The sequence below is a fragment of the Brenneria izbisi genome (genome assembly GCF_025840185.1).
Lineage (GTDB): Bacteria > Pseudomonadota > Gammaproteobacteria > Enterobacterales > Enterobacteriaceae > Brenneria > Brenneria izbisi.
Window position 1 is genome coordinate 70,512 of the sequence record NZ_JAMPJU010000003.1, and the last position, 25,545, is coordinate 96,056.

The 25,545-nt window shown below is 51.6% G+C and carries 23 protein-coding genes; 13 read left to right on the top strand and 10 right to left on the bottom strand.

Going from position 1 to position 25,545, the window contains the following annotated elements:
* The first annotated feature begins 49 nt into the window (after positions 1-49).
* The 8 genes from mutL to NC856_RS05510 all read left to right on the top strand — a co-directional run bounded on the left by mutL (position 50) and on the right by NC856_RS05510 (position 8,694).
* On the top strand, positions 50-1,936 hold the full coding sequence (gene mutL / locus NC856_RS05475; RefSeq protein WP_264089426.1) for a DNA mismatch repair endonuclease MutL: 1,887 nt from the start codon (positions 50-52) through the stop codon (positions 1,934-1,936).
* Positions 1,929-2,870 carry a tRNA (adenosine(37)-N6)-dimethylallyltransferase MiaA gene (gene miaA, locus NC856_RS05480; RefSeq protein WP_264089427.1) on the top strand — a complete coding sequence of 314 codons (942 nt, stop codon included), beginning with the start codon at positions 1,929-1,931 and terminating at the stop codon, positions 2,868-2,870. The genes mutL and miaA overlap by 8 nt, the downstream gene beginning before the upstream one ends.
* A gap of 112 nt (positions 2,871-2,982) precedes the next feature.
* On the top strand, positions 2,983-3,282 hold the full coding sequence (gene hfq, locus NC856_RS05485; protein WP_113868200.1) for an RNA chaperone Hfq: 300 nt from the start codon (positions 2,983-2,985) through the stop codon (positions 3,280-3,282).
* 92 nt (positions 3,283-3,374) lie between these two features.
* Positions 3,375-4,655: a ribosome rescue GTPase HflX gene (hflX, locus tag NC856_RS05490; protein ID WP_264089428.1), complete on the top strand. Its 1,281-nt coding sequence runs from the start codon at positions 3,375-3,377 to the stop codon at positions 4,653-4,655.
* A gap of 93 nt (positions 4,656-4,748) precedes the next feature.
* Positions 4,749-6,008, top strand: a complete 1,260-nt coding sequence (gene hflK, locus NC856_RS05495; protein WP_264089429.1) for an FtsH protease activity modulator HflK — start codon at positions 4,749-4,751, stop codon at positions 6,006-6,008.
* Between the two features lie 3 nt (positions 6,009-6,011).
* Entirely contained in the window at positions 6,012-7,001 is a 990-nt protein-coding gene (gene hflC, locus NC856_RS05500; RefSeq protein ID WP_264089430.1) for a protease modulator HflC, read from the top strand.
* 94 nt (positions 7,002-7,095) lie between these two features.
* Positions 7,096-7,296: a DUF2065 domain-containing protein gene (locus NC856_RS05505; protein WP_264089431.1), complete on the top strand. Its 201-nt coding sequence runs from the start codon at positions 7,096-7,098 to the stop codon at positions 7,294-7,296.
* Positions 7,297-7,395: 99 nt separating this feature from the next.
* Positions 7,396-8,694: an adenylosuccinate synthase gene (locus tag NC856_RS05510; RefSeq protein WP_264089432.1), complete on the top strand. Its 1,299-nt coding sequence runs from the start codon at positions 7,396-7,398 to the stop codon at positions 8,692-8,694.
* Between the two features lie 98 nt (positions 8,695-8,792).
* Here NC856_RS05510 and mpl read toward each other — a convergent pair whose 3' ends face one another.
* Positions 8,793-10,178, bottom strand: a complete 1,386-nt coding sequence (gene mpl, locus NC856_RS05515) for a UDP-N-acetylmuramate:L-alanyl-gamma-D-glutamyl-meso-diaminopimelate ligase (RefSeq protein ID WP_264089433.1) — start codon at positions 10,176-10,178, stop codon at positions 8,793-8,795.
* Positions 10,179-10,345: 167 nt separating this feature from the next.
* On the opposite strand from mpl, the gene fbp reads away from it, so the two are divergent.
* Positions 10,346-11,350 (top strand): class 1 fructose-bisphosphatase, encoded by a 1,005-nt coding sequence (gene fbp, locus NC856_RS05520; protein ID WP_264089434.1) that lies wholly within the window; start codon positions 10,346-10,348, stop codon positions 11,348-11,350.
* An 85-nt stretch (positions 11,351-11,435) separates the two neighbouring features.
* On the opposite strand, the gene ruvX is transcribed toward fbp, so the two are convergent.
* The 7 genes from ruvX to metK all read right to left on the bottom strand — a co-directional run bounded on the left by ruvX (position 11,436) and on the right by metK (position 16,942).
* Positions 11,436-11,858 carry a Holliday junction resolvase RuvX gene (ruvX, locus tag NC856_RS05525; RefSeq protein ID WP_264089435.1) on the bottom strand — a complete coding sequence of 141 codons (423 nt, stop codon included), beginning with the start codon at positions 11,856-11,858 and terminating at the stop codon, positions 11,436-11,438.
* The gene (locus tag NC856_RS05530; RefSeq protein ID WP_264089436.1) at positions 11,858-12,421 is read right to left on the bottom strand and encodes a YqgE/AlgH family protein; all 564 of its coding nucleotides are present in this window, start codon (positions 12,419-12,421) and stop codon (positions 11,858-11,860) included. Before NC856_RS05530 ends, ruvX begins: the two co-directional genes overlap by 1 nt.
* Positions 12,422-12,515: 94 nt before the next feature.
* Positions 12,516-13,475, bottom strand: a complete 960-nt coding sequence (gshB, locus tag NC856_RS05535; protein ID WP_264089437.1) for a glutathione synthase — start codon at positions 13,473-13,475, stop codon at positions 12,516-12,518.
* Between the two features lie 11 nt (positions 13,476-13,486).
* On the bottom strand, positions 13,487-14,221 hold the full coding sequence (gene rsmE, locus NC856_RS05540) for a 16S rRNA (uracil(1498)-N(3))-methyltransferase (RefSeq protein WP_264089438.1): 735 nt from the start codon (positions 14,219-14,221) through the stop codon (positions 13,487-13,489).
* A gap of 123 nt (positions 14,222-14,344) precedes the next feature.
* Complete coding sequence (endA, locus tag NC856_RS05545) at positions 14,345-15,037, bottom strand: deoxyribonuclease I (RefSeq protein WP_264089439.1); 693 nt, start codon at positions 15,035-15,037, stop codon at positions 14,345-14,347.
* Positions 15,038-15,134: 97 nt separating this feature from the next.
* Positions 15,135-15,647: a SprT family zinc-dependent metalloprotease gene (locus tag NC856_RS05550; RefSeq protein ID WP_264089440.1), complete on the bottom strand. Its 513-nt coding sequence runs from the start codon at positions 15,645-15,647 to the stop codon at positions 15,135-15,137.
* Positions 15,648-15,790: 143 nt separating this feature from the next.
* The gene (gene metK, locus NC856_RS05555; RefSeq protein WP_264089441.1) at positions 15,791-16,942 is read right to left on the bottom strand and encodes a methionine adenosyltransferase; all 1,152 of its coding nucleotides are present in this window, start codon (positions 16,940-16,942) and stop codon (positions 15,791-15,793) included.
* Between the two features lie 541 nt (positions 16,943-17,483).
* Between metK and NC856_RS05560 the strand changes: the two genes are divergently transcribed.
* A complete protein-coding gene (locus tag NC856_RS05560) occupies positions 17,484-17,657 on the top strand; it encodes a hypothetical protein (protein WP_264089442.1) in 174 nt (57 codons plus the stop codon).
* On the top strand, positions 17,650-19,629 hold the full coding sequence (speA, locus tag NC856_RS05565) for a biosynthetic arginine decarboxylase (protein ID WP_264089443.1): 1,980 nt from the start codon (positions 17,650-17,652) through the stop codon (positions 19,627-19,629). Before NC856_RS05560 ends, speA begins: the two co-directional genes overlap by 8 nt.
* Positions 19,630-19,654: 25 nt before the next feature.
* Here speA and NC856_RS05570 read toward each other — a convergent pair whose 3' ends face one another.
* Positions 19,655-20,191: a helix-turn-helix transcriptional regulator gene (locus tag NC856_RS05570; RefSeq protein WP_264089675.1), complete on the bottom strand. Its 537-nt coding sequence runs from the start codon at positions 20,189-20,191 to the stop codon at positions 19,655-19,657.
* A gap of 718 nt (positions 20,192-20,909) precedes the next feature.
* A complete protein-coding gene (gene loiP / locus NC856_RS05575) occupies positions 20,910-21,656 on the bottom strand; it encodes a metalloprotease LoiP (protein WP_264089676.1) in 747 nt (248 codons plus the stop codon).
* 428 nt (positions 21,657-22,084) lie between these two features.
* Between loiP and tkt the strand changes: the two genes are divergently transcribed.
* Together tkt and epd are read left to right on the top strand one after the other, a co-directional pair.
* A complete protein-coding gene (gene tkt / locus NC856_RS05580) occupies positions 22,085-24,079 on the top strand; it encodes a transketolase (RefSeq protein ID WP_264089444.1) in 1,995 nt (664 codons plus the stop codon).
* A 409-nt stretch (positions 24,080-24,488) separates the two neighbouring features.
* Complete coding sequence (gene epd / locus NC856_RS05585; RefSeq protein ID WP_264089445.1) at positions 24,489-25,505, top strand: erythrose-4-phosphate dehydrogenase; 1,017 nt, start codon at positions 24,489-24,491, stop codon at positions 25,503-25,505.
* The last annotated feature ends 40 nt before the right edge of the window (positions 25,506-25,545 follow it).

A 25,545-nucleotide genomic window follows, 5' to 3' on the forward strand; every position in this document is an offset into this window, starting at 1 on the left:
GACTGACTTACGCTGATTTTTTTATTCGGAAATGTAAGAGGGAAACGCCATGCCGATTCAGGTTCTGCCGCCGCAATTAGCCAATCAGATTGCTGCCGGGGAAGTGGTGGAGCGTCCCGCTTCCGTGGTTAAGGAATTGGTGGAAAACAGTCTGGATGCCGGCGCGACGCGTATTGATATCGAGATAGAACGCGGCGGCGCCAAGTTGATACGTATCCGCGACAACGGCGGCGGCATCGGGAAGGATGAATTGACGCTGGCGCTGGCGCGTCACGCCACCAGCAAGATCGCCACGCTTGATGATTTGGAAGCCATTGTCAGCATGGGATTTCGCGGCGAAGCGCTGGCCAGCATCAGTTCGGTTTCCCGGTTGATGCTGACGTCGCGTACCGCGGAGCAGTCTGAGGCATGGCAGGCTTATGCGGAAGGCCGGGACATGGCGGTCACCGTCAAACCCGCGGCGCATCCGGTTGGCACCACGTTGGAAGTGTTGGATCTGTTTTACAACACGCCAGCCCGACGTAAATTCATGCGCACGGAAAAAACTGAATTCACCCACATTGACGAGGTGGTGCGCCGGATTGCGCTGGCGCATTTCAATGTCGCCATCACGCTGCATCATAACGGTAAACTGATCCGGCAATATCGTCCGGCGAGCGATCCTTCTCAACATGAACGTCGTCTGGGCAGTATCTGCGGCAGTGCGTTTTTACAGCATGCGTTAACGGTGTTCTGGCAGCATGACGATTTGACTATCCGTGGCTGGGTGGCCGATCCCGCCGGGGCAAAGCAATTGTCAGAAATGCAGTATTGCTATGTTAACCGACGCATGATGCGCGATCGGTTAATCAACCATGCGATTCGGCAAGCGTATCAGGATCAGCTTAACGACGATCAGCAACCCGCTTACGTACTCTATCTGGAGATTGACCCTCATCAGGTGGACGTGAATGTGCATCCGGCCAAGCATGAAGTTCGCTTTCATCAGGCGCGGCTGGTGCATGATTTTATTTATCAGGCGGTGATGACGGTATTGCAGCAGGCATCCGCGCCCGCGCTTACCGTCACTGAGCCGGAGATCGCGCAGCAAATAGCGTGGCGACAAGAAAACCGCACCGCCGCCGGTGCAAACCATTTTGCCCAGCCTGCTTCCGCGCCGACAGAAAAGTCTGGCGAACGGTCGGGTAAAGCGCGGGAGCCTCACTATCCGGCGGGTTCTTCGTATCAGAAGAAACAAGGCGAACTGTACCGCAAGCTGTTGCAGGCTGACGCCGAGGAGCCTTCATCCCGCCAGGTTTCATCAGCGCCGCCGGCGGCGGATTCAACTGCGGCGCAAGTTGAAAAAACGCGTGCCGTTATTGAGTCGCCGTTGGCGAGCAACACCGCTGGTTTTGGGCGCGTGCTGACGGTGTATCCACCTTGTTACGCGGTGCTGGAATATCGCAACGGGCTGGCGCTGCTTTCGTTGCCGGTGGCCGCCTGTTATCTGAAAGCGGCGCAGTTGACGCCGCCTGAAGGTGGTCTGCGGCCGCAACCGCTTCTTATCCCGCAACGTCTGACGCTGAACAAGTCCGAACTTAACATACTGGCGACGCATCGGGCGTTATTGACGACATTTGGCATTGACGTGCTGGTCGAGGCGCAGCGCGCCACGTTAAGAGCCGTACCTTTACCATTACGCCAACAAAATTTACAAAACTTGATCTCTGAACTGTTAGGCTATCTGGCCGATTGTCAGACGGTTGAGCCGCACGCGCTGGCCGGATGGCTGGCGGCCCGGTTGCAGAGCGAACAGGAGGTTTGGGGGCATTCTCAGGCGATACAACTCCTGACGGATGTCGAGCGGCTTTGCCCTCAGTTGGTCAAGGCGCCGCCGCCTGAACTTTTACACATGATGGATATCGCTGCCGTTATCAAGGCTCTGGAACATGAGTGATTTTGCAAAAACCACGTTGTCCCCCGCCATTTTTATCATGGGGCCGACGGCATCGGGTAAAACGGCGCTGGCGATGGCATTGCGGCAATATTTGCCCGTAGAGTTGATTAGCGTTGATTCAGCCCTCATCTATAGAGGGATGGATATCGGCACCGCAAAACCGAGTGCGGAAGAACTGGCTCAGGCGCCGCATCGCCTGATCGATATCCTCGACCCGGCGGAGTCCTATTCGGCGGCGGATTTCCGGCGCGATGCATTGCGGGAAATGGCGCAAATCAGCGCGGCCGGGCGAATTCCCCTGTTAGTCGGGGGTACAATGCTTTACTTTAAAGCGTTACTGGAAGGGCTTTCTCCCCTGCCTGGCGCCGATGCGACGGTACGGCAACGTATTGAGGCGCAGGCCAGGGAAAAGGGCTGGGAAGCCATGCACCGCCAGTTATGTGAGATAGATCCGGTTGCCGCGGCTCGGATTCATCCAAATGATCCACAGAGACTTTCGCGGGCACTGGAAGTTTTTTTCGTTTCAGGTAACACTTTAACTGAACTGACAAAAATGTCTGGTGAAGCGTTGCCGTATCAGGTTCATCAGTTTGCTATCGCCCCGGCGACTCGCGAGTTGTTGCATCAGCGTATTGAACTGCGTTTTCATCAGATGTTGGCGGCAGGTTTTGAAACGGAGGCCCGGGCGCTTTTTGCCCGTAGCGATTTGCATACGGAATTGCCTTCCATTCGTTGTGTCGGTTATCGCCAGATGTGGTCATATTTATCCGGTGAAGTTGATTACGATGAAATGGTTTATCGGGGAATCTGTGCGACAAGGCAACTTGCCAAGCGTCAGATGACTTGGTTGCGTGGTTGGGATGATGTCTGCTGGTTGGATAGCGAAAACTCAAAAGAAGCACTGGACAAGGTAATACAGGTTGTTAGTGCATAGGTTGAGTGATTGTGTACAATTAGCGAGTCTCAGCGCACAAATTTTTGACATCATTATTTTAGAGCCATAGGGTTCTTTGTTACAAACAACAAACAAATAAGGAAAATATAGAATGGCTAAGGGGCAATCTTTGCAAGACCCGTTCCTGAACGCATTGCGTCGCGAACGTGTTCCGGTTTCGATTTATTTGGTGAATGGCATCAAGTTGCAAGGTCAGATTGAGTCTTTTGATCAGTTTGTCATTTTGTTAAAAAACACGGTGAGCCAGATGGTGTATAAGCATGCCATTTCTACCGTTGTTCCATCCCGTCCGGTGTCTCATCATAGCAATAATCCAGGCACCAGCAACTATCATGGCAGCAACCCGGCTGGTCAGCAGCAACAGCCCCAGGAAAGTGATGACGCTGAATAAAGCGTATTGTCAATTCACCACGGCGGGGGCGCTGAATGTATCGCCAGTTTCCCTCGCCTTGGTGTTTTTTGTTCGTTTGAGAGGTTACTCGCTTGTTTGACCGTTATGAAGCCGGTGAACGGGCCATACTAGTTCATATTTACTTCTCGCAAGATAAAGATACGGAAGATTTGCTGGAGTTTGAATCGCTGGTGTCTTCCGCGGGTATTGAGTCGTTACAGGTGATTACCGGCAGCCGTAAGGCGCCGCATCCCAAGTATTTTGTCGGCGAAGGCAAAGCCGAAGAAATTGCTCAGGTCGTAAAAGAGACAAATGCGTTTGTGGTGCTGTTTGATCATGCCCTGACACCGGCGCAGGAACGTAATCTTGAGCGTTTATGCGAGTGCCGGGTTATTGACCGCACCGGACTGATTCTGGATATTTTCGCCCAGCGCGCGCGGACTCACGAAGGTAAATTGCAGGTGGAGTTGGCGCAGTTGCGTCACTTGGCTACGCGTCTGGTTCGCGGCTGGACGCACCTTGAACGTCAAAAAGGCGGTATCGGTTTACGTGGGCCGGGTGAAACCCAGCTTGAAACGGACCGTCGTCTGCTACGTAATCGCATCAGCCAGATTTTATCCCGTCTTGAACGGGTGGAAAAACAACGTGAACAGGGGCGGCGGGCGCGAATGCGTGCCGACGTGCCGACAGTTTCACTGGTCGGTTATACCAACGCCGGTAAATCAACGTTGTTTAATATTATGACATCGGCGGACGTGTATGCCGCTGATCAATTATTTGCCACACTGGACCCAACATTGCGCCGTATTGAGGTGGATGATGTCGGGGATACGGTGCTGGCGGATACCGTAGGTTTTATCCGTCAGCTACCGCATGATTTGGTGGCGGCGTTTAAGGCTACATTGCAGGAAACGCGTCAGGCTTCCCTGTTACTGCATGTCGTTGATGCCGCCGATCCTCGTCTTGACGAGAATATCGAGGCGGTGGATAGCGTGTTGGCAGAGATCGAAGCGGATGAAATTCCTTCGCTGTTAGTAATGAACAAGATTGATATGCTGGAGGATTTCACGCCACGTATCGATCGTAATGAAGAAAATTTGCCGGTCAGAGTCTGGCTTTCAGCGCAGACCGGCGAAGGTATTCCGTTGCTATTTCAAGCGTTGACCGAACGGCTATCCGGGGAAATTGCGCAATATACGTTGTCTCTTCCCCCGCAGGCTGGACGCCTGCGCAGTCGTTTTTACCAGCTTCAGGCAATAGAGAAAGAATGGATTGAAGAGGATGGACAAATCGGTCTGGTTATCCGCATGCCGATTACCGACTGGCGTCGCCTCTGTAAACAAGAGCAGAAACTGACGGATTATATTGCCTGACTGACAAAACGGTTTGAACGGCGAAGAAATAGTCTGGCGGACTCTGGGACATTGAACCTGAAGAACATCTATCATAAAGAATGGAGCTAAAACATGGCGTGGAATCAGCCCGGTAATAACGGACAGGACCGCGACCCGTGGGGGAGCAGCAATAATAATAGCGGCAACTCTGGCGGTAATAACAATAAAGGTGGTCGAGATCAGGGGCCACCGGATCTCGACGATATCTTCCGTAAGCTGAGTAAAAAGCTCAGCGAACTGGGAGGCGGAAGAAGTTCGGGTTCCAACGGCGGTACGTCCGGTGGTTCCGGCCTTGGTGGTCGGGTGGTCGGTATTGTGGCGGTTGCCGCTGTCATCATTTGGGCGGCCAGTGGCTTCTATACCATTAAAGAAGCCGAACGCGGCGTGGTGACGCGTTTTGGTAAATTCAGCCATCAGGTGGAGCCTGGTCTGAACTGGAAGCCCACGTTCATTGATTCTGTCAGAGCGGTGAACGTCGAGTCAGTGCGGGAACTGGCTACGGCAGGCGTGATGTTGACCTCGGACGAAAATGTCGTGCGGGTGGAGATGAACGTTCAGTATCGCGTCACGGAACCGGAGCGCTACTTGTTTAGCGTAACTAATGCCGATGACAGCTTGCGCCAGGCAACCGACAGCGCCCTGCGCGGCGTTATCGGTAAATACACCATGGACAAGATCCTGACTGAAGGCCGTACCATCGTTCGTACTGATACCCAGCGCGTACTTGAAGAAACCGTGCGTCCGTACAACATGGGGATAACCCTGCTGGACGTCAACTTCCAGGCGGCGCGTCCGCCAGAAGAAGTGAAAGCGGCGTTTGACGATGCGATTGCCGCTCGTGAAAACGAACAGCAATACATTCGTGAAGCCGAAGCGTATGCCAATGAAGTTCAGCCGCGCGCCAACGGTCAGGCGCAGCGTATTCTGGAAGAGGCGCGTGCTTATAAAACACGTACTGTTCTGGAAGCGCAGGGTGAGGTCGCCCGTTTCGCCAGAGTATTGCCGGAGTATAAAGCGGCGCCGGAAATTACTCGCGAGCGTCTGTATATCGAAACTATGGAACGTGTCCTGAGCCATACCCGGAAGGTGCTGGTTAATGACAAAGGCGGCAACCTGATGGTCTTGCCGTTGGATCAGATGCTGCGTGGTCAGAGTAGCGGCGATAATACCCAGAGCAATAACAGCAATGCCAGCCCGTTGCGTTTGCCGGCCACATCGGGTAACAGCGGTGTGAACTCCAATCAGACACGAAGCAGCAACAGTGGAAATATCATGGATCAACGCAGAGCGAATGCGCAGCGTGATGATATCACTCGAGTAGGGAGAGAATAATCAATGCGTAAGCCCTTACTATTTATTCTGATCCTGGTACTGATGGTGGTCTATGCGTCACTGTTCGTGGTGCAGGAAGGTCAGCGCGGTATTGTGATGCGTTTTGGCAAAGTGTTGCGTGATGATGAGAATAAGCCTCTGATTTATGTACCGGGATTGCAGTTTAAAATTCCGTTCATCGACTCTGTGAAAATGCTGGATGCGCGTATTCAGACTATGGAGAATCAGGCCGATCGCTTCATTACCAAAGAACAGAAAGACCTGATCATTGATTCCTATATCAAATGGCGGATCAGTGATTTCAGCCGCTACTATCTGGCGACAGGCGGCGGGGATATCTCTCAGGCCGAAGTGCTGCTCAAGCGTAAATTCAGTGACCGCCTGCGTTCCGAGATTGGTCGCCTGGATTTGAAAGGTATCGTTACTGATTCCCGTGGTCAGTTGATGACCGATGTGCGCGATGCATTGAACACCGGGACTGGCGAAACCACCGAGGCAGATAACGCCATTGCTTCAGCGGCGGCCCGTGTTGAGCAGGAAACGACTGGCAACCAGCCGCATATTAACCCGAACAGTATGGCGGCGTTGGGGATTGAGGTGATTGATGTGCGTATCAAGCAGATCAACCTGCCGACGGAAGTGTCTGATGCCATTTATCAGCGTATGCGTGCAGAGCGTGAAGCGGTTGCGCGTCGCCACCGTTCTCAGGGTCAGGAGGAAGCGGAAAAACTGAAAGCCACAGCCGACTATGAAGTAACGCGCACGCTGGCTGAAGCTGAACGTCAAGGACGGATTACCCGTGGTGAAGGGGATGCGGAAGCCGCGAAACTGTTTGCCAATGCATTCAGTGAAGATCCTGATTTCTATTCCTTCATTCGTAGTCTCCGCGCGTATGAAAGTAGCTTCAGTTCTAATCAGGATGTGATGGTACTGAGCCCGGATAGTGATTTCTTCCGCTATATGAAATCGCCGGAAACGTCGCTCGGTCGTTAATCGTTATCCTAAGTAAAATCTTTCTAAAGCCCGTGTTTACGGGCTTTTTTTACGGCGGATTTTCCATGCCCGAACCGGGTTTTTGGGAGTTTTTATGAATGAAACTGTATGGATGGCCCTGGGGCTGGTGTTGATTATCGAAGGGCTGGGGCCTCTGCTGTTGCCCCGTCTCTGGCGGCGTATGATTTTGGCAATGGCGCAGTTGCCGGATAACACATTACGGCGTTTCGGCGGCGGAATAGTGGTGGCTGGTTGTGTTATCTACTATATGTTGCGTAGCCGGATGGGGAGCTAAAATTCATCTAAAAAATGTGCGCAAACGTGTGCTAAAAGTACTGAAAGCGCGCAAATGAGATGTTAGAATCCTTTTTTAAGCAACCTGGTGATTCTTGAGATGGGTAAGAACGTCGTCGTACTGGGCACCCAATGGGGTGACGAAGGTAAAGGCAAGGTCGTCGACCTGCTGACTGAACGGGCTAAATATGTTGTGCGCTACCAAGGTGGCCACAATGCTGGTCATACTCTGGTTATCAACGGTGAAAAAACCGTTCTTCATCTAATTCCCTCTGGCATCCTGCGTGAAAATGTTGTCAGCATCATCGGTAACGGTGTTGTGCTGGCGCCTGACGCGCTCATGAAAGAGATGACGGAACTTGAAGCGCGTGGCGTCCCGGTACGCGAGCGTTTATTGCTTTCTGAAGCTTGTCCGTTAATTCTGCCTTATCATGTCGCCTTGGATAACGCACGTGAGAAAGCGCGCGGCGCCAAAGCCATCGGCACGACTGGTCGTGGTATCGGGCCGGCTTATGAAGATAAAGTCGCCCGTCGTGGATTGCGTGTGGGCGATCTCTTCAACAAGGAAACGTTTGCCGTTAAGTTGAAGGAGATCGTTGAGTACCATAACTTCCAACTGGTTAACTACTATAAAGTCGAAGCTGTCGACTACCAGAAAGTGCTGGACGAGGTACTGGCGATCGCTGACATCCTGACCGCTATGGTGGTTGATGTTTCCGACCTGCTGCATAAAGCTCATTTGCGTGGTGATTTGGTCATGTTTGAAGGCGCGCAAGGGACGCTGCTGGATATTGACCATGGGACTTATCCGTATGTGACCTCTTCCAATACCACGGCGGGTGGTGTGGCGACCGGTTCCGGTCTGGGCCCGCGTTACGTTGATTACGTTCTGGGTATTGTGAAAGCCTATTCTACTCGCGTAGGCGCCGGTCCGTTCCCTACCGAGTTGTTTGATGATGTCGGCGAATACCTTACGCAGAAAGGTAATGAATTTGGCGCCACCACTGGCCGCCGCCGTCGTACTGGCTGGCTGGACGCCGTAGCGGTTCGCCGTGCTGTACAGATTAATTCGCTGTCAGGTTTCTGTATGACCAAACTGGATGTGCTGGATGGCCTGAAAGAAGTCAAAATCTGTGTGGGATACCGCATGCCTGATGGTCGTGAAGTGGATACCACCCCGCTGGCGGCGGAAGGCTGGGAAGGTATTGAGCCGATCTATGAAACCTTGCCTGGCTGGTCTGAAAGCACCTTTGGCGTTCAGGAATACAGCAAACTGCCACAGGCCGCACGCAACTATATTAAACGTGTGGAAGAAGTGACAGGGGTTCCGGTTGATATTATCTCTACCGGCCCGGATCGTAGTGAAACGATTATCCTGCGTGATCCGTTCGACGCTTAATCCCTATGCTGCAAATGTGTGTAAAGCGATAGGTATAAATAGGTATTAGGTATAAAGAAGAAAGGACGGGATTTCCCGTCCTTTTGGTTATTAATTATCTATTCATCCACGACGCTTTCCGCCTGTGCCCTATGCTGCAAGGCATCCAGCAGTTTATTATGGATGTTGTTGAAGCCACCGTTACTCATCACCAGAATGTGATCGCCTGGCTGGGCGGTTTTCACAATCATTTCAACCAGCGTATCGACATCCGCGCTCCAGTGCGCCGGTTGGACGCAGGCCTCGGCGACTTCGGCAACCTGCCAGGGAATATGGGCGGGCTGGAATAAAAAGACTTCATCAGCTCGGCCCAGCGAGGGCGCCAGTTCATTTTTACACATGCCCATTTTCATGGTGTTCGAACGGGGTTCAAGCACCGCCAGAATACGGGCTGTACCGCCGACTTTGCTGCGTAATGCGGCGAGCGTCGCGAGAATGGCGGTAGGATGGTGGGCGAAATCATCATAGACGGTCACGCCATGCGCCGAGCCTCGTAATTCAAGACGACGACGCGCGTTGATAAATTTCCCCAGCGCACGGCAGGCATCAGCCGGCAGGACGCCCACATGGTGGCACGCGGCGACGGCCATCAGCCCATTATGCATGTTGTGCTCGCCGACTAATCCCCAATGGACTTCACCAACGTGTTCGCCATTGTGGTAAATCTGATACTGGCTGGCATCGGCGGTCATTTTTTTCGCATTCCACACACCGTCCTCTCCTACCAGTTCCTGCTCGCTCCAGCATCCCATCGCCATGACTTGCTTGAGGTGAATATCATTGGCGGGCAAGATGATTTTACCGCTACCGGGCACCAGACGCACCAGATGGTGAAACTGTTTTTGAATGGCTTTCAGATCGTCGAAGATATCGGCGTGATCGAATTCGAGATTATTGAGAACCAATGTCCGCGGGCTGTAGTGGACAAATTTGGAACGTTTATCGAAGAAGGCGCAGTCATACTCATCAGCTTCGATAACCATAAACGGACTATCGCCCAGACGAGCGGAAACCGTAAAATTCCCCGGTACGCCGCCGATGACAAAACCGGGCTTATAGCCGCAATCTTCCAGAATCCAGGTCACCATGCCTGCTGTGGTTGTTTTACCGTGCGTCCCCGCCACGGCAATCACCCAACGATCACGTAAAACATAATCATGCAGCCATTGCGGACCGGACACATAGGGTAATCCTTGTTCCAGAACGGCCTCAACGCAGGGATTTCCACGCGTCATCGCATTACCCACGATAACCAGATCGGGAGCAGGGTCGAGTTGCGCAGGATCATACCCCTGAGTCAGCGTGATCCCCTGTTCTTGCAGTAAGGTACTCATGGGCGGATATACGTTCGCATCTGAGCCTGTTACCTGATGCCCTAATGCGCGGGCCAGCAGCGCCAGACCGCCCATAAAGGTGCCGCAGATACCTAAAATATGAATACGCATGCATTTTCCATCGTCAAGTGAATCTGCGTCACATTCTAACGCCATGAATCCAGCAGAAGAAATGGATTTGACTAGGTACTCGGTTTCTCTTTGGGCTACACTGCATGCGCAAACGTTGGCGGTGTATAAATGGAGCCGCTTTTCATTCGTAGATTTGGGATAGTGTTATGAAAACGTTAGGCGAATTTATCGTCGAAAAACAGCACGATTTCTCTCATGCCACCGGTGAGCTTACCGCACTGTTGTCAGCGATTAAGCTGGGCGCCAAGATTATCCACCGCGATATTAATAAAGCGGGTTTGGTTGATATTCTGGGAACCAGCGGCATTTCCAATATTCAGGGCGAAGTACAGATGAAACTCGATCTGTATGCCAATGAGAAATTGAAAGCGGCTTTAAAAGCGCGTGGCGAAGTGGCCGGTATTGCCTCCGAAGAAGAAGACGATATCGTTATCTTTGACGGTGACCGGGCTGAGAACGCCAAGTATGTGGTATTGATGGATCCACTGGACGGTTCCTCGAATATTGATGTTAATGTTTCCGTCGGCACCATTTTCTCAATTTATCGTCGTATTACCCCCTTGGGTCAGCCGGTGACGGAAGAGGATTTCCTGCAAGCGGGTAACAAGCAGGTGGCGGCGGGCTACATCGTTTATGGTTCATCCACCATGCTGGTCTACACCACCGGTCACGGCGTCCATGCCTTTACGTATGATCCGTCGCTCGGCGTGTTCTGTCTGTCGCATGAAAAGGTTTGCTTCCCGGAAAAAGGGAATATGTATTCCATTAACGAAGGGAACTACATCAAGTTTCCGAGCGGCGTGAAGAAATACATTAAATATTGTCAGGAGCAGGACGAGGCAACACAACGTCCTTACACTTCACGTTACATCGGTTCACTGGTGGCGGATTTCCATCGTAACCTGCTTAAAGGCGGGATTTATCTTTATCCAAGCACCGCCAGCTATCCGCAAGGCAAGTTGCGTTTGCTCTACGAATGTAACCCGATGGCGTTTTTGGCGGAGCAGGCAGGCGGCAAAGCCAGTGATGGCAAGAACCGTATTCTGGATATCACGCCGGAGAAATTGCACCAGCGTTCGCCTTTCTTTGTTGGCACAGAAGCCATGGTGAATGATGTGGAGCGTTTTATCCGTGAGTTCCCGGATGCGTAAGCACCGCTTTTTCACCGAGGGTTGCTGATTTATCCTTCAGTGTGCCTGTGGCATCAGGCGCACTGAACGTGCTTTTTTTCATTTTTTACGATGTTTGCGCGGCAAACCAGCTTTCCAGAATAATGACGGCTGATTCCGCGTCCACACTACCTTTATCCAGCGCTCGAAAGCCACCTCGTTCAAACAGTCCGGCCCGCGCTTCTACCGTGCTCAGGCGCTCATCATGCAGCGCTATCTGGACGCCAAAACGACCATGCAGACGATTGGCGAATTTTCTTGCCCGTGCGGTCAGCGGTTGCTCCGTACCATCCATATTGAGCGGTAAGCCGACCACCACCAGGTTGGGCCGCCAGTCCGCCAACAATTTTTCCACCTGCTGCCAGTCTGGTATTCCTTCCTGGGCTTTAAACGCAGTGAGAGGACGAGCGGTGCGCGTGATGTCCTGACCGATCGCCACGCCAATACTTTTGGTGCCAAAATCAAAGGCAAGAATCGTCCGGCTTGCCATCAGGCATGACCTGCTTCAGTGGAGATGTTATGGATATCGACCCCCAGTTTTTTCGCCGCTAAGCGCCAGCGTTCGGCAATCGGCGTGCGGAAAAGGATCTCTTTATCCGCTGGTGTGGTCAGCCAGGCGTTTTCCAGCAGTTCATTTTCGAGTTGGCCGCTGTCCCAGGCGGAATAACCCAGTGCGACCAGCGTATTTTGGGGCTGCCTGGCGGTTCCCAGCGTTTCCAGCACATCTTTGGATGTGGTGATCATCGTGTCTTCGGAAATACCGATGCTGGAAGCAAAACCCGTGCATGGCGTGTGGAGGATAAATCCGCGATCGTCCGCTAACGGTCCGCCGACGAAAACCGGCTTATCCAAACGGATGGCGGGCTCGCGTGGCGTAGGTTCTATTTTCAGCTTTTTCAGCACATTTTCCACCGTAAACTGTTCCATGGGTTTATTGATGATCAATCCCATGGCGCCTTCTTCATTATGTTCGCAAATATAGACCACCGAACGTTTAAAGACCGTGTCCTGTAGTGCTGGCATAGCGATAAGAAAGTGATGCTGTAAATTCATTGTGTGAGTTTATCGATCCCTGTCGGCGTTTATGAACGGCTCGCCATAAAAAGGCGAGCCGGATATTTATGCTTTTCCGGTTCGGCAAAACCGGTTAACGGCGGCGTGCGGCCAGACGTGTTTCAATGGCATCCATCAGCATGCCTGTAATAGAGACATCCGGGTAGGCGGCTTCAATTTCGCGCACACAGGTGGGGCTGGTGACGTTAATTTCCGTCAGTCGATCGCCAATAATATCCAGACCAACAAAAATCAGCCCTTTTTGCTTCAGTGTCGGGGCGACGTCGCGCGCTATTTTCCAGTCGCTTTCGCTGAGCGGGCGAGCTTCGCCACGTCCGCCTGCCGCCAGATTGCCGCGGGTTTCGCCGCTTTTGGGAATACGTGCCAGACAATAAGGGACTGGTTCGCCATCAACCACTAGAACGCGTTTATCGCCATCTTTAATCGCCGGCAGATAATTTTGCGCCATGCAATAACGGCTGGCATGTTCGGTCAGGGTTTCAATAATCACCGAAACGTTGGCATCATCCTGTTTCAGCCGGAAAATAGAGGTGCCGCCCATGCCATCCAGCGGTTTCAGAATAACATCGCCGTGTTTCTGGTGGAATTGACGCAGTTTGTCCGCGCTGCGGGTAACCAGCGTATCCGGTGTCAGATGCGGGAACCAGGCGGTGAATAGCTTTTCGTTACAATCGCGCAGGCTTTGCGGTTTGTTTACGATCAGCGTGCCTTTCTCTTCCGCACGCTCCAGAATGTAGGTGGCGTAAATGAATTCCGTATCGAAAGGCGGATCTTTACGCATCAGCATCACATCCAACTCTTCCAGCGCGATATCCTGCTCGCCGGAGAAATCGTACCAGCCATCATAATCATACTGGACATTAAGACGGCGCGTGGTTGCCCGCGCAACGCCCGCATGCAGATAAAGATCATTCATCTCCATGTAATGCAGTTCCCAACCACGACGCTGTGCTTCCAGCAACATGGCAAAGCTGGTGTCTTTCTTGATATTGATGGCGTCGATAGGGTCCATCACAATACCGAGTTTGATCATTATTTTCTCCTTTACCCCAGATCGCCGAAACGTACCTGTAAGGCTGTAATCGCGGTGAGCGCTGTCGTTTCTGTTCGCAACACTCGTGGCCCCAGCAGGATGTCGGTAAATCCGTATTCTGCGGTCATTGAAATTTCATTGGAGGAGAGACCTCCTTCCGGGCCAATCAACAGTCGAACCTGACTAACCGGCAGCGGCAATGTATTGATGCTCTGTGTTGCTCGCGGGTGTAGATTGAGTTTTAACGCGGCATCCTGTTCCGCACACCATGCTTCCAGTGTCATGGCAGAACGAATGGTTGGCAAGCGGTTACGGCCACATTGTTCACAGGCGGCAATCGCGATTTTTTGCCATTGGCCGACTTTCTTCTCAAGACGCTCGGTATCGAGTTTTACCCCACAGCGTGCAGAGAACAAGGGAGTAATGATATTCACGCCAAGTTCAATGGATTTCTGAATAGTGAACTCCATTTTTTCGCCGCGCGACATGACTTGTCCAAGATGCAGGTGCAATGGCGACTCTTTGTCTTCCAACTTACCTGCTGTGAAGCGTACTCGCACATTTTTTTTCCCAGCCTGTATAATTTCTGCGTCAAACACCTGATTAGTGCCGTCGAACAATTGCAGTAATTGGCCGGTATTCATTCGCAGCACACGCCCTACATGGTTGGCGGCATCTTCGCTCAGTTCGATTTCACCTCCAGCGCCGGGAAGGATTTCTGGATGAAAAATGCGCGGTATTCGCATGCTGATGTTCTAACCTTATGCGTAGTGAATTCGGGGTGGACAGCCTGCTATCCGTGATAAACGAACCACCGCCATCTTGACGGTGGTTGTGCTGATTAACCGTTATAGTAGGTAGCCGGACAGCTACTGGCAAGCCTGTTGAACGTAGGGGTTGTGATTCCCTTGCTTCGCGGCAATCCGTTGGTCGCGCGTGCATTCCCACGGGGTGACGGGATATTGCAGGCTCCAGGCTTCGAATAACTGGGTTTGCTGACGGGATAAACGCAACTGGTAGCGGTCGCGCATGTAGAAGTAGGTACGGGCAATCGCGCCACGGGCGCGGGCTGGCGGCTCCGCCAGATTATTTTTGAAATCGACTTTCATCTCGCATTGACCGTATTGATCGCCGCCGCCGTTCCACTGTCCGTACATGGCATTCCCACGATCGCCATTCACTTCGCCGATGGCGGGTTGCAGGTTGTGCAGATCGGTTTCCATTTCGCGGTACACCGGATCCTTAGTGCAATTTTTTCTGCCGCCATCCTGCCAGCACTGGCGTTGATGGCCGAACTGCCAGGCGGGTACGACATGTTCCCACTCGATACGATTAGCCCGCAACGCGTTTTTTCTGACCTGATAGCCGCAAGATTTGAGATCTGGCGTTCCTTTCTTGCCTTGCCATGTAATGTCGCAGCCGCAGTAAAATGTTTTCGCGCCCTGATTAACCGTTACCGCAACCGCTTTCGCCTGCGTGAAGTTATTTATGTTTTGGCTGAAGGCGGCGGCGGAAAAGAAGCCGATCCCAACCGCGGCGGAAGCGAGAATTTTGCGTAGCATATTCCAAATAATCCATAAGCGACAAAGCTGGCAGACTACCGGATGTCGCGGCGGCAGGCAAATGCAAAAATTGGTTTTTAATGCTAGGCGTTTTATTTTAAATGGGATTTATTACATTGAATCGTAAGGTTTTTCCACAATAACGACAGCGATATTCTGTTTCGCCGCGTTGAACCCGGTTATGGCGCCGCACGGTTAAGTCATGGTGTCGGCAATCACACTGATAAGAGAACGTTTGACCTTGTACGGACTGAACCGCAAAGCGGTGCGTGCGTCTTGCCGGAACCTGTAGCACATGCTCCATCATCCAGCGCCATTCCTTGCCGTGTGGCGAAACCTTACCGAAACGGGCAAAGACCAGCAGATGTGCGAGTTCATGAGGGACTACCTCATCAATGAAAGCCTGCTGGTTTTCTTGCAACAACAGGGGGTTCAACCGAATTTCCCAGTGCTGAAGCCAGGCGCTGCCCGCCGTTGTGCCACGTTGTTGGTAACTGATCGCTGGTTCCGGGTAATGGGTGTTCAGGAAGACATTAGCCTGCTGTAGCTTAGCGCGCAGGCATCGCATGACTGCCTGATGATGAGCGATGGGAATTCGTGGTGTGTTCATGGCTGGGAGCATAAATCGAGCGGCAGGGGGATGCAATAGATGGATAGGCAGGAAAGGTGCGGAAAGAGATAATGAAGAACGGCGAATTTTCATTCGCCGTTCTTCATGCGCGCTGTTGGACGGCTTATCGCGTTAACCGGGGATTATAAACCCGCGGCTTCACGTAACTGTGCCGCCTTGTCGGTTTTTTCCCAGGGGAAATGTTCGCGGCCAAAGTGTCCGTAAGCAGCGGTTTCCTGATAAATCGGGTGCAACAGATCCAGCATCTGAATCAATCCGTAAGGACGCAGGTCGAAAAATTCACGCACCAGCAAAGTAAGCTGTTCGGTGGCGATCTTCTCTGTACCAAACGTTTCTATCATGATGGACGTCGGTTCAGCCACGCCGATGGCATAGGAAACCTGGATCTCGCAACGATCCGCCAGACCTGCGGCCACGATGTTCTTGGCAACATAACGCGCGGCGTAAGCGGCAGAACGGTCAACTTTCGACGGATCTTTACCGGAGAACGCGCCGCCGCCGTGACGCGCCGCGCCGCCGTAGGTATCAACAATGATTTTACGACCGGTCAGACCGCAGTCACCCATTGGGCCGCCGATAACAAAACGACCGGTCGGGTTAATGAAGAATTTGGTGCCGGCAGACAACCATTCCGCAGGCAGAACCGGCTTGATGATTTCTTCCATCACGGCTTCGTGCAGGTTCTTCTGAGAGATGTCTTCAGCATGCTGGGTGGACAGAACCACGGCATCAATACCGGCGATTTTGCCATCGTCATACAGGAAGGTAACCTGGCTTTTCGCATCGGGACGCAACCACGGCAGCGTCCCGTTTTTGCGCACTTCCGCCTGACGTTGAACCAGGCGGTGAGCGTAAGTAATCGGCGCTGGCATCAGCACATCGGTTTCATTGGTCGCATAACCAAACATCAGGCCCTGATCGCCCGCGCCTTGTTTCAGCGGATCGCTGCGGTCAACGCCCTGATTGATATCGGGAGACTGTTTGCCGATGGCGCTCAGCACGGCGCAAGAGTTGGCATCAAAGCCCATCTCGGAATTGACATAACCGATATCGCGCACGGTGCGACGCGTGATCTCTTCAATATCGACCCAGGCGCTGGTGGTAATTTCACCACCCACTAACACCATGCCGGTCTTTACGTAAGTCTCGCAAGCGACGCGGGCTTTAGGATCTTGCTGTAGGATGGCGTCAAGAACCGCATCGGAAATCTGGTCAGCAATTTTGTCAGGATGTCCCTCAGAGACGGACTCAGACGTAAAAAGGTGTTTAGCCATGAGTTTCTTTACCTTCAAATCAAAGCCGTTAAGCAGTATATCGGTTAATCGGTATAGATGGATTAACATCTGGATGGCTATCATTCTAGGTCACCTTCCGGCCTGAGTGCCAGTAGTTTTTCACGCTGACGCGCTATCTGTTTTACGGCATCGGTATTATCTTCTTTTGTCAGAGGCTGTCAGGGACATTTTCATTTTGCTTTTCCGGCGTCATATCTGTATAAACGGCGAGCGGTTTATTACCCGTTATGTAATAGTTAACTGTTCCATTAGATAGCTGACCGCATAGCTTGCGGCGCGCGTGGAGGTGATAGGATTAATGATCCGTTGTTTACTGAGTGTGTTGCGCCCGCAACGCTTTTCTTCTGACGCGATAGCGTCGGCTGCTCAACCCTTCTTTTTATTTGCCCGAAGTTGCCTGTCTTTAAATTCGACACAGGATTCCAGGGCCGGTTAATCCGCGACGTTTCCCTGGTCCAGATGTTTTTTTCCTGTGGTTTTACCACGAGTTTTTCTGACCCGTCCCACGGAGTCCGACAACGTGTTTTACACTAATAAGCGTAACAAAACGGCGGCAAACTGTTTTCTGACCGGTTTTTTGCCGATGTTTTCACTGCCGATGCAGCATGTTGCAGGCATGCTCCAGCGGGCTACCAATAATGCAGGTACGGATGTGATTTGCAGGATAAAAAAAGAAGAGGTTCGTTATGTCTGACGACATGATTCAACAAGGCTCGTCAGCGACGGGTAAACATGAAAATTTGCGCTCTATGCAGGAGGTTGCCATGAATGACCGGAATGCCAGCGAAATGCTTCGTACTTACAATATTGCCTGGTGGGGTAATAATTACTACGATGTCAACGAGTTAGGACATATCAGCGTTTGCCCTGATCCCGATGTGCCGCAGGCGCGGGTCGATCTGGCCAAATTGGTCAAAACATTGCAGGAGGAGAACCATCAACGTCTCCCTGCGTTGTTCTGTTTCCCGCAAATCCTTCAGCATCGCCTGCGTTCGATTAATGCCGCATTTAAACGGGCGCGAGAGTCGTTTGGTTACCAAGGAGGGTATTTTCTGGTTTATCCCATCAAGGTAAACCAGCATAGACGCGTGATTGAATCCCTGGTCAGTTCGGGAGAACCGTTGGGGCTGGAAGCAGGCTCCAAGGCCGAACTCATGGCCGTATTGGGTCACGCCGGCATGACGCGCACGGTGATTGTCTGCAATGGTTATAAAGATCGTGAATATATTCGTCTGGCTCTGATCGGCGAAAAGCTTGGCCACAAGGTGTATCTGGTCATTGAAAAGATGTCCGAGATAGAGATGGTGCTGGAAGAAGCGGAGCGCCTGAATGTGATCCCGCGTCTTGGCGTGCGTGCGCGTCTGGCTTCGCAAGGTTCAGGCAAATGGCAGTCCAGCGGCGGCGAGAAATCCAAATTTGGTCTGGCGGCGGTTCAGGTTCTGCAACTGGTTGAAACGCTGCGCGCCGCGGGACGGTTGGAAAGCCTGCAATTGCTGCATTTCCATCTGGGGTCGCAACTGGCGAATATTCGCGATATTGCGACCGGTGTGCGTGAATCAGCCCGCTTCTACGTTGAGTTGCACAAGTTGGGCGTCAATATCCAGTGTTTCGACGTAGGCGGCGGGCTGGGCGTGGATTACGAAGGAACCCGCTCCCAGTCGGATTGTTCCGTGAACTATGGGCTGAATGAATATGCCAACAATGTGATTTGGGGTATCGGCGACGCCTGTAATGAACATGGATTACCGCATCCAACCGTGATTACGGAATCGGGGCGGGCGGTGACGGCTCACCATACTGTGTTGGTATCCAACATTATTGGTGTTGAGCGTAACGAATTCAGTGAACCGACAGAACCTGACGAAAACGCGCCACGCGCATTGGAAAGCCTGTGGTCAACCTGGCAGGAAATTAAACAACCGGGGAAACGGCGTTCACTGCGTGAGTGGTTGCATGACAGCCAGATGGATTTGCACGATGTGCATACTCAGTATACTCACGGCATGCTGGACTTGACCCAGCGGGCGAAGGCGGAACAGCTTTATCTCAGTATCTGCCAGAAGATTCAGCAGCAGTTGGACCCCAGTAACCGCGCTCACCGTCCGGTGATTGATGAATTGCAGGAGCGTATGGCGGATAAGCTGTATGTGAACTTTTCATTGTTCCAGTCTATGCCGGATGCCTGGGGGATCGATCAGTTGTTCCCGGTCATGCCGCTGGAAGGACTGGATAAACTGCCGGAGCGTCGCGCGGTTCTGCTGGATATTACCTGTGATTCCGATGGTTCTATCGATCATTATATTGATGGCGACGGTATCGCGACAACCATGCCGATGCCGCCATACGATCCAGAAAACCCGCCGTTGTTGGGCTTTTTCATGGTCGGGGCTTATCAGGAAATTCTGGGGAATATGCATAATCTGTTTGGCGACACCGCGACCGTTGACATTTTTGTGTTCCAGGATGGCTCTGTCGAGATTGAAGAGTCTGATGAGGGAAATACAGTTGCCGACATGCTGGAATATGTTCAGTTGGATCCTGAAGTGCTGATGGCTCGTTTCCGTGATCAGGTTAAAGAAACCGATCTGGACATGGAACTGCAAGCACAGTTCCTGCGAGAGTTTGAAACCGGTCTTTATGGCTATACGTATCTGGAAGATGAATAAGCCGTTGACGTGAAACGGCGTACCGCTAACGGAAAGAGAGTTGACCTACCAGGGGGTGTGGCGACACATCCCTTTCTTCCTCCGCGCTGTCCCTGAAAAGGATCTTCGCGATAAGCAACAACGAATTTTTGTCCTGAACGCCATATTTATTCAGTAATCTTGATTTACTGTTCAACACGGATTTTTTATTTAATCCAATCATATCGGCTATCGATTCCGCCGTGCAGCCAGCGCTCCAATACTTAAAAACCGCATACTCGGATTTAGATAGCCTGACAGGGCAGAATAGGCGCTTGTCATGTTGATGCACCACACCCAAGAATTTATAAAAATAATCTATCGATGTCGCTTTAGAAACAAGAATGGTTTTTTCATCAATACATACCGGAAAATGAAGGGGTGAATTATTGATGATAAGAAACGCTGAAGCCACATTATAAAAATGCGTTCTTATTGACTCATAGTATTCCTCGAACCCTTCACTGCTGCCGTCAATGATGAAAATGCATTTTTTCTTCCCTTGTTGCAGAGTGAACCTATTAACGGGCCTAACGGTTAGCATCGGCGTGCTGGACAGAATCTCCCGTAAGCCCACAGTCGTAAAGTTACATTTACTGTAAATTCTCACATCCATGGCGTTTAACACATATGCGTTTATTTTGAAGAAAGAACATAAGCTAACAACAGCTGTTTATGTTGTTCAATGTTACCCAGTTATTAAGAACGAGTAGCGTGTAAGTTTTTTATAAAATAGATATCTGGAAATGATAGTTGGCACGGCAATAGGTCAGATTTGTATCCATATGATAATATTAGAAAATATTTTTCTGACTGAAGTCATAGTATGCTTGATTTGTTGAACCATTTCTATCTTTAAAATACATCGATCCGGCATTTTAAATACAGATATTAAAAAAATGAAATTTAATCAATGAAAACTATTGAATCTTCGATATCAATTTCATAAAGCTATCAATTAGCCTGTGTGTTATCTCTGTATTTTATAACGTCTTATTTCCATAAAACGCGCTGGCGAAGAACATGAGGCAGTGAAAAAGGGAAACGCTTTCGCCATGAATAGGTAAACATAATTAAAGAATATTTACGGAATAAAACGCGCTCCTGAATAATGGCGTTCCTTACAATCTGATCGCTTGTGGGGAAGGAATGGGGGGGTTATTAGAGAAAAGGCACATTGGCAGTCGAATTTAGCTGCATACCAATGTGCCGCAGTAATGACGTAATAGCTTACTGGCTAATGGTGATTCAATCTCACCGCATTACTTTTCCGCAGCAATACGCTCACGGATATGATTTGCCCGCTCTATTGATGAAGGGTGAGAATCAAACATGCTGCTTTGGCGCCCTTCATCCAATTTGGCCAATTTCTCAAAGCTGGTTGCCAATCCTTCAAGTTTGATGCCGCGTTTTTTCAGCAAATCGAATGAATAATCATCCGCCTGGCTTTCTTGAGTCTGTGAGAATTGGGCATTGACCAGTTTTTCACCCAGATCGGCAAGTTGTGACTGCGATAAAGAGGCGGCGACGCCCCCGGTGGAAGCGATGGCGGTACGCGCCGCTGTCGTGGCGTAAGCGACCTGCATGGCTTTACGGGTGTGGCCCAGCGCGACATGGCCCATCTCATGCCCCAGCACGCCTTCGACTTCGTTATCCGTCATCATGTCCATCAGGCCGCTGTAGACCCGAATACAGCCGTTCGCCATCGCCCAGGCGTTTACGTCTTTTGTCAGGTACACCTTATAGTTGGCGGGTGTGCCGTTTATATCATGCCCCAACGCATCGGCAATGTTGTTCAGTCGCTTGGTATAGGTGCTGCTGGCGGGAGCGATTTGCGCTTCTTTATCCATTTGTTCACAAGACTGATTGCTGAGTGTTTTCACTTCGTCGTCACTCAGTGTGGCAGCCTGAAATGCCTGAGCGCCGGATTGCATTAATGTGTCGGTATTCAGATTCTGGCAGCCACTCAATAAGGCGGCGATGCACAGAGCGAGTGCGGATGTGCGCATAAGAGAAGTACGGGTTGTCATGACATCATTTCCCTACGATAGATTGATGATAAACAATGATTAATCGTTATATTGGCAATGTGTTGTTAAGCAATATGGTTGTTAACCAGCATAGTATGCAAAAAAAGCAGCATAAACGTAACTGAAAACAGCATGGATAAACAAGTAAGAATTCTGATTTGTATAACTTTGTCCGCCCCCATTGAGCATGGTTAATACGTTGTGAATTCAGTGTGGAATGTTCTGGAGAAGTGTGGTGCGTTTGCGAAACCATAAATCCTCTTTTTTGCTCGCATGTTCCATGTGCATTCACCCTGGTTTTCATGTACATTTGTACCTATATTGCTGTTGTGTTTTTTTATTAATCCACTGATTTATATATCATAATGTCTGGCAAGACATCTGTTCAATCCGATCTGGAGTAAAGCATGTCCTCTCGTAAAGACCTTGCTAATGCTATCCGTGCGCTGAGTATGGATAGCGTGCAAAAAGCCAAATCCGGTCATCCGGGCGCGCCGATGGGTATGGCGGATATCGCCGAAGTGCTGTGGCGCGATTATCTGAACCATAATCCGACCAACCCGAATTGGGCTAATCGTGACCGTTTCGTGCTGTCCAACGGCCACGCCTCCATGCTTATTTACAGCCTGTTGCACCTCACGGGCTATGATCTGCCGATCGAGGAGTTGAAAAATTTCCGCCAGTTGCATTCCAAAACGCCGGGACACCCGGAATATGGTTATACCGCGGGCATAGAAACCACCACCGGCCCGTTGGGACAAGGGATCGCCAACGCGGTCGGGATGGCGATTGCCGAACGCACGCTGGCGGCGCAGTTCAACCGTCCGGGCCATGAGATTGTCAACCACCACACCTATGCATTCCTGGGCGACGGCTGCATGATGGAAGGGATTTCCCACGAAGTCTGCTCGCTGGCCGGCACCATGAAGCTCGGCAAACTGACAGCGTTTTATGATGACAACGGCATCTCCATTGATGGTCATGTGGAAGGCTGGTTTACCGATGACACCGCCGCTCGTTTCGAAGCCTATGGCTGGCATGTGGTGCGCGGCGTAGACGGTCACGATCCTGACGCCATCAAACGTGCTATCGCCGAAGCTCAACTGATCACGGAAAAGCCGTCGTTACTGATGTGCAAAACCGTGATTGGTTTCGGTTCGCCGAACAAGGCCGGTACGCACGATTCTCATGGCGCGCCGCTGGGTGATGCGGAAGTGGCCGCTTCCCGCGAACAACTGGGCTGGCGCTACCCGGCGTTTGAAATCCCGGCTGAGATTTATGCCGAATGGGATGCGAAAGCGGCCGGACAGCGTAAAGAAGCAGCCTGGAATGAGGCGTTTGCCGCCTACGCCAGCGCCTACCCGGAACTGGCCGCCGAGTTCAAGCGCCGTACCGCGGGCGACCTGCCGGCCAACTGGCAAGCGGATGCCCAGAAATTTATTGAGCAGTTGCAGGCCAATCCAGCGAAAATCGCCAGCCGTAAAGCCTCGCAGAACGCACTGGAAGCTTACGGCAAACTGTTGCCGGAATTCCTCGGCGGTTCAGCTGACCTGGCGCCGAGCAACCTGACCATCTGGTCTGGCTCCACCTCACTGGATAAAGACCATGCTGGCAACTACATCCACTATGGCGTGCGTGAATTCGGGATGACCGCGATCGCCAATGGCATCGCCTTACACGGCGGTTTCCTGCCGTACACCGCCACTTTTCTGATGTTCGTGGAATACGCGCGTAACGCGGCGCGGATGGCGGCGCTGATGAAAATCCGCAGTATTTATGTTTACACCCATGACTCCATCGGTCTGGGCGAAGACGGGCCGACGCATCAGCCGGTAGAGCAACTGGCAAGCCTGCGGGTGACGCCGAACATGAGCGCCTGGCGTCCGGCAGATCAGGTAGAAACGGCGGTGGCGTGGAAGTATGCCATTGAACGTCAGGACGGCCCGACCGCACTGATCCTGTCGCGTCAGAATCTGGCCCAGCAGCCGCGTAGCGCGCAGCAACTGGCGGATGTGGAGAAAGGCGCCTACGTGCTGAAAGACAGTGACGGCCAGCCGGATGTCATTCTGATTGCCACGGGGTCGGAAGTCGAACTGGCGGTTGGCGCGTATGACACGCTGACGGCGGAAGGACATCAGGTTCGCGTGGTTTCGATGCCGTCCACCGATACGTTTGACAAGCAGGATGCGGCCTACCGGGAAGCGGTGCTGCCGCAAGCCGTCACAGCTCGTGTGGCGATTGAAGCGGCTATCGCCGACTACTGGTATAAGTATGTGGGCCTGAATGGTGCGATCGTGGGGATGACGAGCTTCGGTGAATCCGCCCCCGCCGAACTGCTGTTTGAAGAGTTCGGCTTCACCGTGGATAACGTGGTGGCGAAAGCGCGGGCGCTGCTGAAGTAATTTACGCGAACGAAAGAGTAGCGAGCGAACCGCCAGAGCAATCTGGCGGTTTTTTATTATTGATTATCAACGCCATCCCTGGATCTTACCCTGTGGGCCGCTGCATACAACGTTAAAAATGCTTCCGGTATTTTATTATTCGCTCCCAGCGTTTTTTTATGACGCAGGTCACTCTTCTGAAGTGCGCCGAGCGAGAATATTTCTTTTGCAGATTAATTCGTTTATGCTAGCTGAAGCGTTTCAGTTGTGGGATTAATTGCATTTCCGTAAGGGATTTATGGCATCGTTTTCTTTGCAACACACTGATTGTACCCAAAGGAATGGGGGTTGCCGCCAACAACGCTGCAACTTCATGTGAGAAGGGTATATTCTACGGGAACGATATGATCACCACCACACAAGGAACGCCATGACAATTCGTATTGCGATAAACGGTTTTGGCCGTATTGGTCGCAGTGTTTTACGTGCGCTGTATGAATCGGGTCGCCGGGCGGAAATTAGCGTCGTCGCCGTTAATGAACTGGCGAGCGCGGAAGGGATCGCCCACCTGCTTAAATATGATTCGAGTCATGGTCGTTTTCCCTGGGATATTCGCCAGGAATGCGATCAGTTATATGTTGGCGATGATTGCATCCGCCTGCTGCATCAGGCAGGGATCGAACAGCTACCCTGGCGCGAGCTTGGCGTTGATGTGGTACTGGATTGCAGCGGCGTCTATGGCAGCCGTGCCGATGGCGAAGCGCATTTGTCGGCGGGAGCGAAGAAAGTGTTGTTCTCCCATCCGGGAACCACGGATTTGGATGCGACGATTGTGTTTGGCGTCAATCATCAACAATTAAAAGCCGAACATCACATCGTTTCCAATGCTTCCTGCACAACCAATTGCATTATTCCTATAATCAAGCTGCTGGATGATGCGTTTGGCATTGAAAATGGAACGGTAACGACGATCCATTCATCAATGAACGATCAACCGGTGATCGATGCGTATCATCATGATCTGCGACGTACTCGCGCTGCCAGTCAGTCCATCATTCCGGTGGACACGAAACTGTCGGCGGGGATAACCCGGATTTTTCCGCAGTTTCTTGATCGTTTCGAAGCGATATCGGTGCGGGTTCCTACGATTAACGTCACGGCGATCGATTTGAGCGTCAGTGTGAAAAAAGCAGTAAACGTTAATGAAATTAACACGTTATTTCAAAAATCAGCGCATGAGACATTTCGTGGTATAGTTGACTATACCGAGTTGCCGTTAGTTTCGGCTGATTTTAACCATGATCCACACAGTGCCATTGTCGATGGCACGCAGACGCGGGTTAGTGGTCAGCATCTGATTAAAACACTGGTCTGGTGCGATAACGAATGGGGCTTTGCCAACCGAATGTTGGATACAACACGGGCGATGGCAGCCTGCGGTTTCTAGTACGACGGTATTGATCAGGGATCAATGTCTCGCTCAAGCA

Excerpts from the sequence above, each read along its gene's own strand:
- metK (WP_264089441.1), bottom strand. The coding sequence starts at position 16,942 with ATGGCTAAACACCTTTTTACGTCTGAGTCCGTCTCTGAGGGACATCCT.
- hflC (WP_264089430.1), top strand. The coding sequence starts at position 6,012 with ATGCGTAAGCCCTTACTATTTATTCTGATCCTGGTACTGATGGTGGTC.
- NC856_RS05550 (WP_264089440.1), bottom strand. The coding sequence starts at position 15,647 with ATGAACACACCACGAATTCCCATCGCTCATCATCAGGCAGTCATGCGA.
- tkt (WP_264089444.1), top strand. The coding sequence starts at position 22,085 with ATGTCCTCTCGTAAAGACCTTGCTAATGCTATCCGTGCGCTGAGTATG.
- epd (WP_264089445.1), top strand. The coding sequence starts at position 24,489 with ATGACAATTCGTATTGCGATAAACGGTTTTGGCCGTATTGGTCGCAGT.
- NC856_RS05570 (WP_264089675.1), bottom strand. The coding sequence starts at position 20,191 with ATGCTAACCGTTAGGCCCGTTAATAGGTTCACTCTGCAACAAGGGAAG.
- ruvX (WP_264089435.1), bottom strand. The coding sequence starts at position 11,858 with ATGGCAAGCCGGACGATTCTTGCCTTTGATTTTGGCACCAAAAGTATT.
- hfq (WP_113868200.1), top strand. The coding sequence starts at position 2,983 with ATGGCTAAGGGGCAATCTTTGCAAGACCCGTTCCTGAACGCATTGCGT.
- NC856_RS05530 (WP_264089436.1), bottom strand. The coding sequence starts at position 12,421 with ATGAATTTACAGCATCACTTTCTTATCGCTATGCCAGCACTACAGGAC.
- mpl (WP_264089433.1), bottom strand. The coding sequence starts at position 10,178 with ATGCGTATTCATATTTTAGGTATCTGCGGCACCTTTATGGGCGGTCTG.
- NC856_RS05510 (WP_264089432.1), top strand. The coding sequence starts at position 7,396 with ATGGGTAAGAACGTCGTCGTACTGGGCACCCAATGGGGTGACGAAGGT.
- loiP (WP_264089676.1), bottom strand. The coding sequence starts at position 21,656 with ATGCGCACATCCGCACTCGCTCTGTGCATCGCCGCCTTATTGAGTGGC.
- NC856_RS05505 (WP_264089431.1), top strand. The coding sequence starts at position 7,096 with ATGAATGAAACTGTATGGATGGCCCTGGGGCTGGTGTTGATTATCGAA.
- rsmE (WP_264089438.1), bottom strand. The coding sequence starts at position 14,221 with ATGCGAATACCGCGCATTTTTCATCCAGAAATCCTTCCCGGCGCTGGA.
- mutL (WP_264089426.1), top strand. The coding sequence starts at position 50 with ATGCCGATTCAGGTTCTGCCGCCGCAATTAGCCAATCAGATTGCTGCC.
- endA (WP_264089439.1), bottom strand. The coding sequence starts at position 15,037 with ATGCTACGCAAAATTCTCGCTTCCGCCGCGGTTGGGATCGGCTTCTTT.
- gshB (WP_264089437.1), bottom strand. The coding sequence starts at position 13,475 with ATGATCAAACTCGGTATTGTGATGGACCCTATCGACGCCATCAATATC.
- fbp (WP_264089434.1), top strand. The coding sequence starts at position 10,346 with ATGAAAACGTTAGGCGAATTTATCGTCGAAAAACAGCACGATTTCTCT.
- hflK (WP_264089429.1), top strand. The coding sequence starts at position 4,749 with ATGGCGTGGAATCAGCCCGGTAATAACGGACAGGACCGCGACCCGTGG.
- miaA (WP_264089427.1), top strand. The coding sequence starts at position 1,929 with ATGAGTGATTTTGCAAAAACCACGTTGTCCCCCGCCATTTTTATCATG.
- speA (WP_264089443.1), top strand. The coding sequence starts at position 17,650 with ATGTCTGACGACATGATTCAACAAGGCTCGTCAGCGACGGGTAAACAT.